General features: G+C 72.1%; 13 protein-coding genes. 7 read left to right on the top strand and 6 right to left on the bottom strand.

What is annotated here, in order from left to right:
* Nucleotides 1-41 precede the first annotated feature (41 nt).
* The 4 genes from ACZ4A5_RS00535 to ACZ4A5_RS00520 are packed head-to-tail and all read right to left on the bottom strand — an operon-like array spanning nucleotide 42 to nucleotide 3,385.
* Nucleotides 42-719 (bottom strand): calcium-binding protein, encoded by a 678-nt coding sequence (locus ACZ4A5_RS00535; RefSeq protein WP_467576520.1) that lies wholly within the window; start codon nucleotides 717-719, stop codon nucleotides 42-44.
* Complete coding sequence (gene wecB / locus ACZ4A5_RS00530) at nucleotides 716-1,909, bottom strand: non-hydrolyzing UDP-N-acetylglucosamine 2-epimerase (protein WP_467576517.1); 1,194 nt, start codon at nucleotides 1,907-1,909, stop codon at nucleotides 716-718. The genes ACZ4A5_RS00535 and wecB overlap by 4 nt, the downstream gene beginning before the upstream one ends.
* 49 nt (nucleotides 1,910-1,958) lie before the next feature.
* Nucleotides 1,959-3,224, bottom strand: a complete 1,266-nt coding sequence (locus tag ACZ4A5_RS00525; RefSeq protein ID WP_467576515.1) for a glycosyltransferase family protein — start codon at nucleotides 3,222-3,224, stop codon at nucleotides 1,959-1,961.
* Nucleotides 3,221-3,385 carry a hypothetical protein gene (locus ACZ4A5_RS00520; protein WP_467576512.1) on the bottom strand — a complete coding sequence of 55 codons (165 nt, stop codon included), beginning with the start codon at nucleotides 3,383-3,385 and terminating at the stop codon, nucleotides 3,221-3,223. Before ACZ4A5_RS00520 ends, ACZ4A5_RS00525 begins: the two co-directional genes overlap by 4 nt.
* Before the next feature lie 409 nt (nucleotides 3,386-3,794).
* Between ACZ4A5_RS00520 and ACZ4A5_RS00515 the strand changes: the two genes are divergently transcribed.
* Together ACZ4A5_RS00515 and ACZ4A5_RS00510 are read left to right on the top strand one after the other, a co-directional pair.
* Nucleotides 3,795-5,681, top strand: a complete 1,887-nt coding sequence (locus ACZ4A5_RS00515) for a DUF2334 domain-containing protein (RefSeq protein WP_467576510.1) — start codon at nucleotides 3,795-3,797, stop codon at nucleotides 5,679-5,681.
* Between the two features lie 5 nt (nucleotides 5,682-5,686).
* Nucleotides 5,687-6,742, top strand: coding sequence for a glycoside hydrolase family 113 (locus tag ACZ4A5_RS00510; protein WP_467577231.1), 1,056 nt, complete (start codon nucleotides 5,687-5,689; stop codon nucleotides 6,740-6,742).
* 93 nt (nucleotides 6,743-6,835) lie between these two features.
* On the opposite strand, the gene ACZ4A5_RS00505 is transcribed toward ACZ4A5_RS00510, so the two are convergent.
* Nucleotides 6,836-7,732, bottom strand: a complete 897-nt coding sequence (locus ACZ4A5_RS00505) for a hypothetical protein (protein WP_467576509.1) — start codon at nucleotides 7,730-7,732, stop codon at nucleotides 6,836-6,838.
* Between the two features lie 230 nt (nucleotides 7,733-7,962).
* Here ACZ4A5_RS00505 and ACZ4A5_RS00500 point away from each other — a divergent pair, with 230 nt between their 5' ends.
* The 4 genes from ACZ4A5_RS00500 (at nucleotide 7,963) to ACZ4A5_RS00485 (ending at nucleotide 12,079) form a co-directional block, all read left to right on the top strand.
* On the top strand, nucleotides 7,963-8,766 hold the full coding sequence (locus ACZ4A5_RS00500) for a S1 family peptidase (RefSeq protein ID WP_467576506.1): 804 nt from the start codon (nucleotides 7,963-7,965) through the stop codon (nucleotides 8,764-8,766).
* 648 nt (nucleotides 8,767-9,414) lie between these two features.
* On the top strand, nucleotides 9,415-10,128 hold the full coding sequence (locus ACZ4A5_RS00495; RefSeq protein ID WP_467576503.1) for a hypothetical protein: 714 nt from the start codon (nucleotides 9,415-9,417) through the stop codon (nucleotides 10,126-10,128).
* 122 nt (nucleotides 10,129-10,250) lie between these two features.
* The gene (locus ACZ4A5_RS00490) at nucleotides 10,251-10,928 is read left to right on the top strand and encodes a response regulator (RefSeq protein WP_467576500.1); all 678 of its coding nucleotides are present in this window, start codon (nucleotides 10,251-10,253) and stop codon (nucleotides 10,926-10,928) included.
* A gap of 5 nt (nucleotides 10,929-10,933) precedes the next feature.
* Nucleotides 10,934-12,079, top strand: a complete 1,146-nt coding sequence (locus ACZ4A5_RS00485; RefSeq protein ID WP_467577228.1) for a sensor histidine kinase — start codon at nucleotides 10,934-10,936, stop codon at nucleotides 12,077-12,079.
* A 1-nt stretch (nucleotide 12,080) separates the two neighbouring features.
* Here the strand turns inward: ACZ4A5_RS00485 and ACZ4A5_RS00480 are convergent, their stop codons facing one another.
* The gene (locus ACZ4A5_RS00480) at nucleotides 12,081-12,470 is read right to left on the bottom strand and encodes a VOC family protein (RefSeq protein WP_467576498.1); all 390 of its coding nucleotides are present in this window, start codon (nucleotides 12,468-12,470) and stop codon (nucleotides 12,081-12,083) included.
* Between the two features lie 125 nt (nucleotides 12,471-12,595).
* Here ACZ4A5_RS00480 and ACZ4A5_RS00475 point away from each other — a divergent pair, with 125 nt between their 5' ends.
* Nucleotides 12,596-15,676 (top strand): endo-alpha-N-acetylgalactosaminidase family protein, encoded by a 3,081-nt coding sequence (locus tag ACZ4A5_RS00475; protein ID WP_467576495.1) that lies wholly within the window; start codon nucleotides 12,596-12,598, stop codon nucleotides 15,674-15,676.
* Nucleotides 15,677-15,808: the final 132 nt, after the last annotated feature.

The raw sequence follows: 15,808 nt of genomic DNA, 5'->3' as shown, positions 1-15,808 counted from the left end.
ACCGGTAGCGGGTGCCGCGTCATTTCCCGGACCTGCCCGGCTCAGGAGCCCTCCAGCGGCTGCGCCGAGAGACCGCTGAACTCCACGCGCGCGTCCTCCGTGTACACCCCGACGCTGCCCTTGAGATACGGGCGCTCCCGGTCCTCGTAGGAGACCAGGCCCTTCCCGCCGACGCTCACCTCCATCCGCGCACCCTGCTGCGCGATGTGGACGTCCGACCACGCGCCGACCGGGAACTCCCCCGCGCCGGTCGCCAGGAAGCGCTGGCCGCCGCCGTAGGCCGGGTCCCGCTTGCCCAGCTCCCAGCCGTTCGGCTTCAGGGTGATGTAGTAGAAGTGCTCGGGGTCGGTGTACGCCCAGACCAGCCAGGGCACTTCCCACGGATTCGGCTTCGGGGTGCGCAGCTGGGCCATCGTCCGCATCCGGGCCTTGAAGTCCACCGACTCGTAGACCGCGGTGGAGACGACCAGCCCGGCGTGCGTCTCGTCCGGCCTCCGGGCCGCCTGCGGGGAGAGCTCCAGGCCGTCGTGGCGGCCGATGTTCTCCCCGTGGCCGTCGAACACCGAACGCCACGGGCCGTGGACCGAACCCTGCGCCCACGGCCGCTCGGGCTTGCCTTCGTCACCGGCCCCCCGGATGGCGCTCACCGCCAGGGCGGCGCCCGCCACCACGGCGGCGGCGAGCAGAGCGAGGCCGAGCAGCCGGTGAACTCTCGTCATGCCGTCGAGTATGACCCCGGACCCTCGGGACGGGAGGCGACCAGTGGGACGACGCCCCGATCGGGTCCGGCATCCGCGCCGAAGTCCTCCGCGAGCTGCGCGACGATCCGGTCCGTGGCGTGCCCGTCCCCGAAGGGATTGCCCGCCGTCGCCATCCGCTCGTACGCGGCCGGGTCGTCCAGGAGCCGCGTGGCCGCCTCCAGGATGGCCTCCGGCTCGGTGCCCACCAGCCGGGCCGCGCCCGCCTCCACCGCCTCGGGCCGCTCGGTGGTCGTCCGCAGCACCAGCGCCGGCTTGCCGAGCGTGGGTGCCTCCTCCTGGATGCCGCCGGAGTCGGTCAGCACCAGGTCGCAGGCGGCGAGCGTCGCGGAGAAGTCCACATAGCCGAGCGGCTCGACGACCCGGATGGCCGGGTGGCCCGACAGCTCGGGCAGCAGCGCCTCCCGCACGGCGGGGCTCTTGTGCAGCGGCACCACCATCTCCACGTCGCCCCGGTCGGCCAGCCGGCACATGGCCTTGCCCATCGCCCGCATGGTGGCGCCCTGGTTCTCCCGGCGGTGCAGCGTGAGCAGGACGCGCCGCCGGTCGCTCTCGAAGAGGCAGCGCCCGGCGCCCTGCTCCAGGACCCACAGGAGATTGTCGATGACGGTGTTGCCGGTGGTGAACACCTCGGCGCCGGGGACGCCTTCGGCCGTCAGATGGGCGGCCGCCCGGGGGGTGGGGGCGAAGTGCCAGCGGGCCATGCGGCCTATCAGGCGCCGGTTCAGCTCCTCGGGGAAGGGGTTGTCGAGGACCCCGGTGCGCAGGCCCGCCTCGACATGGGCGATGGGCAGGTGTTCGTAGAACGCGGCCAGCGCGCCGGTCAGCGCGGTGGTGGTGTCGCCCTGGACGACGACGAGGTCGGGCCGTTCCGCGCGGACGACCTCGCCCAGCCCGTCCACCAGCCGTGCCGTGAGGGTGGACAGCTGCTGCCGCTCGCGCATCACGTCGAGCTCGGTGTGCACGGGCACCCGGAGGAGGTCCAGCATCTGGTGGAGCATCTCGCGGTGCTGGCCGGTGGTGACGACGAGCGGGTCGAAGAGCGGCGAGGCGGCCATGGCGCGGGCCACGGGCGCCAGCTTGATGGCCTCCGGCCGGGTGCCGAGGACGAGCATGGCGCGTACGGGTGCGGTGATGATGTCAGTGGACATGGTTCTCCCTTGACAGGGCGTGCCGATGGGCGGAGGAGGGCGCCGCGCGTCAGGTGCGCGCGGTCTTCAGCCAGGTCTGTTTGCCGGTGAGCATCCGCCACAGGCCCCACCATCCGGCGGCGAACCAGATGTAGCCGTAGAGGACGAAGAGGTGGGAGAGCAGGATCGCGCGCAGCAGGCCGAGACCTTTCTCCCGCCGGGAGTAGACGAAGCCGTAGAGGAACGCCGCGGTGAAGGACAGGACGTACGGGCCGAGCACCCACCAGGGGGAGATCAGCGCGTGTCCGGCCTCGACGGAGCCGACGACCGTGCCGCCGAGGGCGACCAGGAAGGACACCGGCAGCAGCGAGGTGAGCAGGATGAGCACCGGGCTGGACAGGTGGTAGAGCAGATCGACGGCGGGCCGGGCGGGGACCTCGCGCAGGATCAGCGGCACCAGCCCGGCCGACTGGAGATGGCCCTGGAACCAGCGCGAGCGCTGGCGTACCAGGCGGCGCACGTCGAGGACGGCCTGCTGGGAGACCGCGGCGTGGGTGCAGTGCTGATTGACCCAGCCGCGGGCGATCAGCCGTACGCCCAGGTCGAGGTCCTCGGTGAGCGAGTCGCTCCAGGGTCCGGCGCCGTCGGGCCCGATGAGCGAGTCCAGGGCGGAGAGCCGCATGAACTGCCCGTTGCCGCCCATCCCGACGCTGCCGATATAGCGCCGGGCGCTCTGGAAGATGTCGCCGTAGATGACGAATTCCATGTCCTGGAGCCGGGCCAGCAGGCCCTTGTCGCGGTTGTACATCCGCACACCGATCTGGGTGCCGCCGGTGCGCGGGTCGTCGAAATATGGGTCGACGGCCTGCACCACGTGCTGGTCGAGACGGCCGTCGGCGTCCACGACGCAGACGATCACCTCGCTGGGGTCGTAGCCGTCGAGCAGCCCGGAGGTGCGCAGGTGGCGGATCCCGGCGTTGAGGGCCGCTCCCTTACCGCGCCGGGCGTTGGGCAGGTGCCGCTGGAGGAGGTGGACCTTGCCGGGCGCGGCGCGCTCGGCGGCGGCGCGGGCGATGGCGGCGGTGCCGTCGTCGGACGCGTCGTCGATGACCAGGGCCATGAAGTTGCCCGCGGGCAGGGCGGTGATCCGGGCCAGGGACTCCCCGAGCACCCGCTCCTCATTGAGGCAGGCGAGCAGGAAGACGTAGAGGCGCGGCCGGCGCGGGCCGCGGCCCCTGCGCATCCGCCGTCTGGAGAGGACGAAGAGAGTGGTGTTGTAGCAGCCGGCCATCACGATGATGGCGATGGCGGCCCAGAGGAGTATTTCGCTGATCAAGGCCGTCCACCGGCGTTCCGCAGCAGGAACCAGAACTTGACCGACAGCATGACCAGCGCGGCCGTGCAGTAGAGCAGGAAGCCGGCTCCCGCGGCTTCCTGCAATCCCTGGGCGAATGGCATACCCGGCAGCACTTTCGGAGCCGCGGTCAGCCCGGCCATGGGCAGGACTGTGCCCAGTACAGGTTTTCCGTACATGAGTTCCCCCCGAATTCGCCTCGCTTATGAGGCGTGCGCACGGAAGGTATCAGATGCAACCGGCACGACTGTCAAACTTGGTGGGAGTTGTTTGATCGGAATCTCAAATTCGATGGAACGGCCGTTTGGTAGGGCTGGTCAGAGCGTTGTGTGACGGGTGGGGCGAATAGTCCGGACTAATTCCTGTGAACGTAATTGCCGCCCGGAGACCGAACTTGTCTATTGACACCGCCTCTTATGGGCCAGAAGGATTGGCCAACCGTCGGGCCTGGTGGTCCGCATGGGGCGACGGCAAAGAAAGTAACACCCAGGGGGAAACACAATGCAAAAATCGAGAAGGAGGTCCGGAATTACCCGGACCTCCTCCGTCATCATGGTGGTCGCCGCTCTGCTGGGCGGCCTGGGGCTCTCCGCCACGGCCGAGGCGACGAAGAGCCCGATACCCAAGGCGCCCGGAAGGGACGGCACCCACCCGGTCTCGCTCTCCGCGCAGAGCGCCAAGGACCTGGCCGCCTGGACCAGATCCCGGCTGGCACTGGAGAAGCAGCGCAAGGCCCGCACCCTCGTCGTCCGCCCGGCCGTTCCGGCGCCCGTGAAGTCCGCGCCCTCCGCCCCGGTGAAGACCGCTTCCACGCGGGCCACCGAGGCGACGGCAGGCCAGGCGCGGCCCGCCGTCCTCACCTCGCCCGCGGCGCCCGCCGTCACCACCGCGGCCTTCAAGCAGGCCGCCGCGACCACCGCCACCTCCGCGCTCGTCCTCTACGACAACACCGGCCCGTACGGAGCGCTGGGCGAGCTCTATGCCATGGCCCTGTCCAACCTCGCCGGCCACTTCGGGACCGTGAACGCCAAGCCCGTCTCCTCCTACACCGCGGGCATGACCGAGCAGTACACCGCCACCTTCTACATCGGCTCGACCTACTACGGCGGCACCCTCCCCGACGCCGTGCCCGCCGCCTTCTACCAGGACGCGCTGACCACCGCGCACCCCGTCACCTGGATCGGCGACAACATCTGGAACATGGCGAACTCGGTCGGCGTCACGCAGTTCGAGCAGCACTACGGCTGGGACCCGACCAACTCCTACTTCGCGCCCAACGGCACCGTCGGCGACATCAACCAGGTCTCCTACAAGGGGCAGACGCTCACCCGCTCCATCCCGGCCGGCCAGGACGGCGGCGTCCTCCACCCCGCCCTCCTCAGCGGCCCGGGCTATCCGCAGGTCAACCAGCTCGCCGAGGCCACGGATGCCAACTCCGGCACCACCAGCCCCTGGGCGATCCGCTCCGGCAACCTCACCTACGTGGGTGAGATCCCCTTCACCTACGTCTCCGAGAGCGACCGCGTCATCGTCATGGAGGACCTCCTCTTCGACTCGCTCGCCCCGGCGACCGCCGCGCGGCACCGGGCGTTCGTGCGCCTGGAGGACATCAGCGCCAAGTCGGACCCGACGCAGCTGCGGGCGATGGCGGACTACCTCTCCTCGCAGGGCATCACCTACGGGATCAACGTCATCCCGACCTACACCGACCCCAACGGCGTCTACAACAACGGGAAACCGGAGACGGTCACCCTCGCCCAGGCCCCGGCCGTCGTCTCGGCGCTCAAATACATGCTCCAGCACGGCGCCGTGCTGATGGACCACGGTGACACGCACCAGTACAGCAACGTCAACAACCCCTACACCGGCGTCACCGGCGACGACTTCGAGTTCTTCAAGGCGCACGTCGACACGTCCAACAACGTCGTCTACGACGGACCGCCGCCCGAGGACTCCACCGTCTGGGCGCAGAGCCGCGTCACCGCGGCCCTCGCCGGCTACGCCGCCGCCGGGCTGCCCAGGCCGACGCTGTGGACCACCCCGCACTACGCCGCCTCGGCCACGGACTACCGGGTGCTCGGGAAGAACTACTCGGCCCGGCTAGAGCGTTCGCTGTACTTCGCGGGAACGCTGGGTGGCGGAACGGTGGATTCCAGCCGCTACATCGGCCAGTTCTTCCCGTACTGGGTGAAGGACGTCTACGGTACGACCGTGCTCCCCGAGAACATCGGCAACTACGAGCCCCTGCCGTACAACAACCACCCGGCCAGGCTCCCCGCCGACCTCATCGCCTCCGCCAAGGCCAACCTCGCGGTGCGCGACGGCGTGGCGAGCTTCTTCTACCACCCCTACTACGCGCTGGACCCGCTGAAGCAGACGGTCGACGGTATCCGCGCCCTCGGCTACACCTTCGTCGGTCCCACGGAACTCGGCCAGTGAACGCGATGAAGAGGGCGGCCGCCGCGCTGGCGGTCACGGCCGCCCTCTTCCTCGCGGGCTGTTCCTCCACGGGCTCCCCGCACGGCGGGGGGCCCAGCGGTGCGACCGGCTCCCCACCCGACGACAGGAAGGTGAGCGGAATGCGGGGCATCACGCTCCCCTCGTGGAACGCCGACGACTACGAACGCCCCGAGGCGGGGCAGTTCCTCCGGCAGATCGCCGACACCGGGGCCCGCTGGGTGACCTTCACCCCCACCTGGTACCAGGACGGTGTCAGCGGCCCCGGCATGCACACCACCGAGGAGACCGCGAGCGACGGCAGCCTCCGCCACATCATCGGCCTCGCCCACGCGAGCGGCCTCAAGGTCATGATCAAGCCGCACGTCGACCTCCCCAACGACACCGACCGCGCCGAGATCCGTCCGAAGGACCCGGACGCCTGGTTCGCCGCGTACGGGGACTTCATCACCCACTACGCGAAGCTCGCGGCGGACACCCGGTCCGAACAGCTCGCGGTCGGCACGGAGCTGGCCGGCACTTCGCAGGACGGCGCGCGCTGGAGCCGCGTCGTCGCGGCGGTGCGCAAGGTCTACAGGGGGCCGCTGACCTACGCCGCCAACTACGACGAGTACGAGAAGGTGGCCTTCTGGGGCGACCTCGACGTCATCGGCGTCGACGCCTACTGGCCGCTGGCGCAAAAGGCCACCACGGACGCGGCCGGGCTGCGCAAGGCGTGGCAGCCGATCGGTGACGAACTGGCGGCGTTCTCCGCCCGGTGGCACCGGCAGATCCTCTTCACCGAGGCGGGCTACGTCAGCCAGCGCGGCACGACCACCCAGCCGTACTCCTGGACGGTCTCCAAGACCTCCGGTGACGACGAACAGGCCGCGGCGTACGAGGCGTTGCTCGCGGCGTTCGAGGGCAAGCCGTGGTGGGCGGGCGTGTGCTGGTGGATGTGGGACGACTGGCCGGGCAGCGGGGAGACGGCGAAACGCCTCGCGTACACCCCGCACGGCAAACCGGCGGAGCGGGTGCTGCGGCAGTGGTGGGGCCGGCACTGAGCGCTGTGAGCGGCGGATCGCCGCACACCTGGGTCCGGGACACGGCGGGCCGGCGTTCCGGGTGCCCGGGAGGCCGCCGCTCGCCGGCGGGCGTCACGTATCGCAGTCCAGCACCGAGCCGCACAGCCCGCACCGGGCCCACAGCCGGCCCTGCACCGGCACTCGCAGCCGCTGATGGCACGTGGGGCAGGGGAAGCTGACCCGCAGCGGGTCGTGGCCCTCGAAGGCGTAGCCCGCGGCGGGGGAGCTGTGCGCGGAGCGCCGGTCGCGCGCGTAGCGATGGCGGCCGAGCCGGCCCGCCGCGGACAGCGGGGGGCGCTGTCCGTCGCGCCGGGCCCGCGCCATGCCCTTCACATACGCGTCGTACGCCTGCGGGCTGGTGAACCACGGCGCGGGGTCCTCCCCGAAGGCCAGCGCCCGCTTGGCCAGGACATAGCCGAACTCCTCGGGCGTGAGATAGCCGAGCTTCTGTGTGGAGACGGACGACTCGCGGTACGCGTCGAGCAGCAGCCAGCCCGAACCGAGGTACGCCGCCGCGGTGTCCGTGAGGATCTCGTTGTCCCGGGTGCCGGGGAAGCCGAGGTCGAGCCGGTGCAGATAGACGTGCATGACCTCGTGCGCGAGGGCCGCGCCGATGTCCTTGCGGTGCTTCTTGAAGCGGGAGTTGAGCTCGATGAAGTACTCCGGCCCGGCGGCGAGTTCGACGCTCCCGGCGTGCCGCATCTCGCGGAAGCTCACGATCATCCGCGCGTCGGGCAGCCGGAGGTGGCGGACCATCGCCCCGGCGACCCGCTGGACGCCCAGATAGGGGTCCTCGTCGTCGAGGAAGGCGACGTCCACGGGGAGCACGCTCGCCGCGAAGGAGTGCACGGTGTCGTAGGAGAGCCGCTTGTACAGCGCGGTGATGGCGGAGCGCACGGTGTCCAGGTGCGGAAACCCGTGCGCGATCTCCAGCTCCGAGCCCATGCGACCACCCCCTGGGTCCGTCATGCGCTTTCCACTCTACGTGGGGGTCTGCCGGGTGCGGGTGCGTACGCCGTGCGGGCCGGGTCCGGGGCGGAGCGGGGGAGTCGGGCGCCGTACGCCTGGCCGAAACGGAAGGCTTGTCGCCTGTTCGCCCGCTCCTCATAATCGCACCGCACCGCAAGGACTCATGTTCGTATATCGGATTGACATGAGCCTGTCATCAATCGGTGCAACCTCCCACGAAGGGAAGTCCGTTGCGCACCTTCCTCAAGGCACTGAAGAGAACCGCGGCCGTCGTCGCGGTCACCGCCGCCGCCCTCACCCTCCAGCCCTTCACCGCCGCCCACGCCCAGGACCCCACCCCCCGCCCCGGCCCCCACGTCGTCGGCGGCACCCCCGCCCGGCAAGGCGAATTCCCCTGGACGGTCCGCCTGTCCATGGGCTGCGGCGGCGCCCTCTACACCCGGCAGATCGTGCTCACCGCCGCCCACTGCGTCGACGGCAGCGGCCCCAACACCTCGATCACCGCGACCGCCGGGGCCGTCGACCTCCAGTCCTCCCAGGCCGTCACCGTCAACTCCACCCAGGTGCTGCAGGCCCCCGGCTACAACGGCACCGGCAAGGACTGGGCGCTCATCAAGCTCGCCCGGCCCATCGACCTGCCGACCCTGAAGATCGCCGACACCACCGCCTACAACAACGGCACCTTCACCATCGTCGGCTGGGGCGCGGCCACCGAAGGCGGTCCCCAGGAGCGCTACCTCCTCAAGGCCACCGTCCCCTTCGTCGACGACGCCACCTGCCAGAAGGCGTACGGCGACGCCCTCACCCCCGGCGACGAGATCTGCGCCGGCTACGTCCAGCAGGGCGGCGTGGACACCTGCCAGGGCGACTCCGGCGGCCCGATGTTCCGCACGGACGACACCGGCGCCTGGATACAGGTCGGCATCGTCAGCTGGGGCCAGGGCTGCGCACGCCCCGGCTACCCCGGCGTCTACAGCGAGGTGAGCACGTTCGCCGCGAACATCAAGAGCGCGGCGGCGAGCCTGGGCGGCTGACGCCGCCTGACTCCCGGGCCGGGGTGCCCCGGATCGGAGCCGGGGCCCGTATCCGCGGGCGCCGGACGGGCCCGGCCCGGGAATCCGGAGGGGCCCCGGCGGCCCCGCCGCGTGGGCCGCGCCCGCGGCGGGCGGGCTCGGGAGCCGGCCCGGCCCCGAACGCCGCCCGGCTTCCGGTGCCGGGTCCCGGGTTCCGTCCTCAGGCGCCGGACGGGCTCCCTCCCGGACCCGCGACGGGGTTCGGCGGTCGCGCCGCAGGTCCTGGCCGTCGCGGGCGGGCTCACACGCCGGGCGGGTCCGGCCCGCGTTCTCCGGGACTCGCGGCGGGAGTCCGGCGGTCCCGCCGTGGTGGCCGGCGGGTCCCGCCCCCCTGCCCCGCCCCCCGGCGGATCCGCCGAATGGATCTCTCCGCTGCGCCGTCCGGTGGGTTGCGCGCCCCCGGACGGCGCAGTCCGGCACGCTGCCCGGTACGGCTTTCCGCGGCCCGTTCACGCGACCCCGGTATGACGTGAACGGGCCACCGTCATCCTTTCGGCCGATACAGGAATGGTCGGACAGTCGACGTGTGGAGCCCATAAAGGTCCGTAACGTGAGAGCAGTGGCCGCCCGCCGGCCGCGCGCCGACCCGTCCGTACGAAAGGGACCTCCGTGTCCGCCAAGCACCGCATCGCCGCCGCCACCGTCCTCACCGCCGCCGTCGCCGCGGTGGTCTGGCCGACGGCCGGCGCCTTCGCAGCGGCTGCCGCGGACAAGGACGGGCACTCCGGCCACCCCACCACCGTCCGCCAGATCCAGCTCCCGGACGGCAGCCACGCCCGCCTCACCTCCGGCGAGGGCGGCACCAAGGCCACGGTCACCACCCACGGCAAGCAGCAGCGCACCATCGACGCCACCCGCCCGGCCGCCGACATCGACCGGCTGCACCTGCGGATCATCGGCGGCGACACCGCCCGCCCCACCCTGCGCGCCGCCGTGGACGGCACCGAGGAGCCCAGCTACTACGACTTCACTTCCGGCTCCCTGGTGAAGGACCAGGTGACGGACCAGACGAAGGACCACCAGCGCGGCACCAAGGCCGCGCCGGGCCACGCCGCCCGGCCCGGCCACGACGGCCGCACCCAGCACGGCAACCCGCACACCCGCACCGCCACGCCGACGGCCGCCGCCGAGCACCACGGCAAGGTCCGCGCCGCGTCCAGCAACCCCGTCAGGCGCGTCGTCGAGGCCGGTGAGGCCATCAAGGGCCGGCACGACATCGGCACCCCCGCCATCGCCGGAGCGGCCCTGCTCGCCGCCGGCGGCGGCGCGTACGGCGTGCGGATCGCCCTGCGCCGCTCGGGCCGCACGGGCACGGACGCGTGAGCACAGCGGTTGCGGCACCCCGTCGCCCCCGCTGACATGGAAAGACTCGAACAGCACGACACCACCGGCACGGCACGCACACGGCCGTGACGCAGTCGGCGAGGAACAGGGCGAGGAACAGCATGGCGATCACCGTGGTCATCGCGGACGACCAGGAGATGGTCCGCACCGGCTTCCGGATGATCCTGGAGAGCCAGCCGGACATCGACGTCGTCGCCGACGTCGTGGACGGCGAGGCCGCCCTGGCGGCCGTCGAGGAACACCGGCCCGACGTCCTCCTCCTCGACATCCGCATGCCCAAGCTCGACGGCCTGGAGGTCACCCGCCGCCTCTCGGCGCTCTCCGCCGCCCACCCCGAGCGCGGCCACCGCCCCCGCATCGTCATCGTCACCACCTTCGACCTCGACGAATACGTGCACACCGCGCTCCGCAACGGCGCCTCCGGCTTCCTCCTGAAGGACGCGAGCCCCGCCATGCTCGTCGAAGCCGTGCACGCCGCCGCCGTCGGCGACTCCCTCATCTCACCCGCCATCACCGTCCGCCTGCTGCGCGACATGGCCCCCGCCGGCCCGGCCGCCGCGGCCCGCACCCCCTCCGAGCCGCTCACCGACCGCGAGGCCGACGTCGTCCGCTGCCTGGCCCGCGGCGCGACCAACGCCGAGATCGCCTCCGAACTCTTCGTCTCCCTGTCCACGGTCAAGACCCACCTGGCGAACGTGCAGCTCAAGCTCGACGCCCGCAACCGCGTCGAGATCGCCGCCTGGGCCTGGGAGAGCGGGCTGGCCACGGGCGGATCGTGAACAGACTGGCCGGGTGGGCCACCCGGCACCCCCGCCGGGCCGCCGTGGCCAAGGCCGCGCTCGGCGCCGTCCTGCTGTGCCTGGTCGGCTTCGAGGGCTTCGCCCTCGCCCGCCGTCCCAGCCAGCCGCACGCCATGGTCCTCGCCTCCGGCGTCGCCGTCTGCCTGTGCGCCGTCCCCTACACCTGGATCCGGCTGACCGTACGCGCCACCGTCGCGGTCACGGTCTCCCTCACCACCTCCGCCGTCCTCATGGGCACCGACCACCCCTCCGCCGTCTGGGGCATGGGGGAGGACATCGCCCTGCTCGTCCTGCTGACCGCCGTCGTCCAGCAGGCCCCCACGCGCGTCGCCGCCACCCTCGGCCCGCTGCTCGCCGCCGCCTGCGTCGCCGCGCCCATGCGCGACCTCCACCCCGGCCGCTTCACCGCCGTCTTCGGCACCCTCACCGTGGTCGTCGCCGCCTACTCCCTGCTGCTGCGCAACCAGTCGGGCCAGCGCGTACGCGACATGGCGGCCGTCCGCACCGCCGAGCGCCTCGAACTCGCCCGCGAACTGCACGACCTCGTCGCCCACCACGTCACCGGCATCGTCGTCCAGGCCCAGGCCGCCCGCTTCACCCACCTCGACGGGCCCGCCGCCGCGGCCGCGTTCGAGCGGATCGAGACCTCGGCCAGCGAGTCGCTCCAGGCCATGCGGCGCCTCGTCGGCGTCCTGCGCGAAGGCGACGCCCAGACCGAGCCCGTCGCCGGCCTGCCCGAGGTGCGCGCCCTCACCGAAGCCTTCGCCCGCACCGGCCCGCCCGTCGTCCTCTACATCGAGAAGGGCCTGGAGGACTGGATCCCCGGCGACGTCGCCGCCGGCGTCCACCGCGTCGTCCGCGAGGCCCTCACCAACATCCGCAAACACGCCGCCGACGCCACCGCCGTACGCATCGGGGTACGCGGCGTCCCCGCGGGCGTCGAACTGCGCATCGCCGACGACGGCACCAACGCCGCCGCCCTCAACGAACAGGCCAGGGGAGGCGGGTTCGGCCTCGTCGGCCTCAGCGAGCGGGCCAAGGCCATGGGCGGCCTCCTGCGCGCGGGCCCCGCACCCGAAGGCGGCTGGGAGGTCACCGCGCTCTTCCCCGCACCCCGCCCCCCGGGCTGAGTCAGAACGTCACGACGGGCTGCCCGTAACACAGACAGAACGGATGCCCCGCGGGATCACTGAACACCCGGAACCCGCGCGTCCGGCCACCGCTGTCGTGCAGGAACACCGCGCCCAGCGCCTCCACCGCACGCTGCGCCACCTCCACGTCCTCGACCGTGTCCACCACGAAGTCCAGGTGGAACTGCTGCGGATGCTCCGGATCCGGCCACCGCGGCGGCCGGTGGTCCGCCACCCGCTGGAAGGAGAACCGCCGTCCGTCCGGCGCGTAGAGCTCCACCCACTGTGGATCCTCCGCGTCCACCCGCCCACCGAGGATCCCCGCGTAGAACGTGGCCAGGGCCGCCGGATCCGGACAGTCGATCACCGTGCTCAGAAGTTTCGCGATCATCCCCGGATGATGCCCGGCCACCGCCGTTAGTCCAACATCCGCCCGCCCTTTGTCCATGGTCACCCGCCCGCGCACCCCCCAAGGTGGCGCCGTACGCACCGCGCCGTACGGAGGGAGAGCGCAGCATGGACCCGGAACCCCCCGACAGCGGCCCCACCCGGCGGGCCGTCGTCCTCACCACCGCACTCACCGGCCTCACCACCGCCCTCCCCGCCGCGACCGCGAGCGCCGCACCCCGGGAAGCCGTCCTGCGCTCCACCGCGCTCGACGTCCGCGTCGACACCGCCTTCCCCCGCGTCGTCTCCTACACCGACCGCGCCACCGGAGCCACCCTGCACGCCCAGGAGGACCCCGTCACCACCCTCCTCGTCGACGGCGTCACCCACACCCCCCACGTCACCGCCACCACCCACCACGACCGCGCCCGCTACACCCTCACCCTCCCCGGCGGCACCCGCCTCGACATCGAGATCCACACCGACGCCTGGCTCGTCCACTGGCGCGTCACCCGCATCACCGACACCCCCGCCCTGCGCATCGGCACCCTGGAGATCCCCGGACTCGCCCTGCTCAGCGTTCGCAGCACCCAGAGCGACCCCACCCTCCTCGCCGCCCGCATCCAGCTCGACAAGAACAGCAGCGGCGACACCCTCGTACACCCCACCCCCACCACACCCGCCGACCCCCGCCCGGCCGGCTGCGCCTACGCCGTCGTCAGCGCCGGCCCGCTCGCCGCCGCCGTCGAGACCAACACCAGCTATGACCGGCCCGACGCGCACAGCGCCTGGGAGAACGGGCGGCTGTGGTGGCAGACCCTCCACCGCGACGGATACACCAAGACCCAGCTCACCTGCGGCCAGTGGACCCACCGCGCCGCCGGAGCCGCCGTCCCCGACACCGAGCCACTGCCCCGCGCCACCGTCGTCCTCACCCGCGACCGCAACGGCGACGGGAAGACGGACTGGCAGGACGCCGCCATCGCCTTCCGCGACATCATGACCGACCCGCCCGGCGCCGACGACCAGCACCTGCGCGTCGTCCCGCACATCCCCTTCAACTTCGCCAGCCAGGCCACCAACCCCTTCCTGGCCACCCTCGACCACATCAAGCGCATCGCCCTGGCCACCGACGGACTGCGGCAGTTCACCCTCCTCAAGGGCTACCAGTCCGAAGGCCACGACTCCGCGCACCCCGACTACGGCGGCAACTACAACGCACGCGCCGGGGGACTCGCCGACCTCAACACCCTCCTGCGCGCGGGCAAGGAGTGGCACAGCGACTTCGCCGTGCACGTCAACACCACCGAGGCATACCCCGTCGCCCACGCCTTCTCCGAGCAGCTCGTCGACAGACACGACCGGCAGTGGGACTGGCTCGACCAGTCCTACCGCATCGACGCCCGCCGCGACCTCCTCTCCGGCGGCATCGCCCGCCGCTTGTCGCGACTGCGCGCCGAGAGCCACCCCGCCCTCGACACCCTCTACATCGACGTCTACCGCGAATCCGGCTGGACCTCCGACCGCCTTCAGCGCGTCCTGCGCGCCCAGGGCTGGCACATCACCACCGAATGGGGCCACGGCCTGGAACGCTCCAGCCTCTGGTCGCACTGGGCGGGCGAGACCGACTACGGCCCCGACACCTCACGCGGCGTCAACTCCCGGCTGATCCGCTTCATCCGCCACCACCAGAAGGACGTCTTCGCCGACAAATGGCCCCTCCTGGGCACCGCGAAACTCGGCTCCTTCGAAGGCTGGCAGGGCAAGACCGACTGGGCACCCTTCTACCGGCAGCTGTGGACCGAGAACCTCCCCGCCAAATACCTCCAGGCGTACCCCGTCCACACCTGGGAGGACCACCGCGTCACCTTCGCCGGCCCCACCCGCACCACCGTCTCCGACGAGGACGGCACCCGCCGCATCACCACCGACGGCCGCACCGTCTACGAAGGCGGCACCTACCTCCTGCCCTGGGAACCCCGCACCGCCACCGACCCCGCCAAGCTCTACCACTACAACCCCCGCGGCGGGACCACCACCTGGACGCTCCCGCGCGGCTGGTCCGAGCGGCGCACCGTCGTCCTCCACCGCCTCACCGACCAAGGCCGCGCCGACGCCCGCGAACTCCCCGTGCGCGACGGCACGGTCACCCTCCACGCCACCGCCGGACAGCCCTACGTCCTCACCCGCACCCACCGCGCCGCCGCTCTCCCCGCGGACCCGTCCTGGGGCGAGGGCACACCCCTGCGCGACCCCGGCTTCCACTCCGGCACCCTCGACGCCTGGCAGGTCACCGGACCCGCCACCGTCGCCCCCGGCACCGCAGGCGACCACGAACTGGTCATCGGTGCCGGGGTGGCGGCCGCCGTCACCCAACGCCTCACCCGCCTCGCACCAGGCACCTGGACCGCGTCCGTCCAGGTCGAGATCGGCGACACCGCGGGGGAGCGGCGCCGGGCCGGCCTGGAGGTCCGCACGGCCGACGGAATCACCGCCGCCAACTGGACCGACACCTCCACCGCCGTCAACCACGTCGCCGCCGACCGCAAACACGGCACCCGCTTCCAGCGCATGTTCACCCCCTTCACCGTGCCCCCCGCGGGCGGACCCGTCACCCTCGCCCTCACCGCCGCCGCGGGAGACGCCCGCGTACGCTTCGACGCCGTACGCGTCGTCCGCACCGCACACCCCCCGGCCCCACCCGAAGGCACCCTGGTCCACGAGGACTTCGAGCACGTCCCCCAGGGCTGGGGACCCTTCGTCAAGGGCGACGCGGGCGGCGCCACCGACCCCCGCACCCACATCGCCCAGCGGCACGCCCCCTACACCCGGCGCGGCTGGAACGGCAAAGCCGTCGACGACGTCATCGACGGCACCCAGTCCCTCAAATCCCGGGGCGAGAACGAAGGAGTCGTCTACCGCACCGTCCCCCACACCGTCCGCTTCACCCCCGGACACCGCTACCGCGTCACCTTCCGCTACGAGAACGAGACGGCCGGACAGTACGCGTGGATCACCGCCGTCGACGAACCCGCACCCCGCGAGATCCACCGCACCCCGCTGCCCGCCGCCACCGAACCCACCACCCACGCCTACGAGTTCACCGCACCGCACGACGGCGAGGCATGGACCGGCCTGCGCAAGACCGGCGACGACGGCACGGCGGAATTCGTCCTGGACGCCTTCACCGTCCACGACCTCGGCACCTGATCCCCCCCCACGGGCCCGCCCCGCTGGTCACCGCCACCGGCCGGTGACCAGCGGGAACCGGGGCGGCCCCACCACAAGCCCACCCGCCCCCTGGCAGGAAGGGCCCGCATCCACGAAGATCGGCCCCGGAGA

It is taken from the genome of Streptomyces sp. NPDC025618, assembly GCF_055558795.1.
Note: the sequence above shows the minus strand (reverse complement) of the source record. Positions and strands in the feature narration are given on the sequence as shown.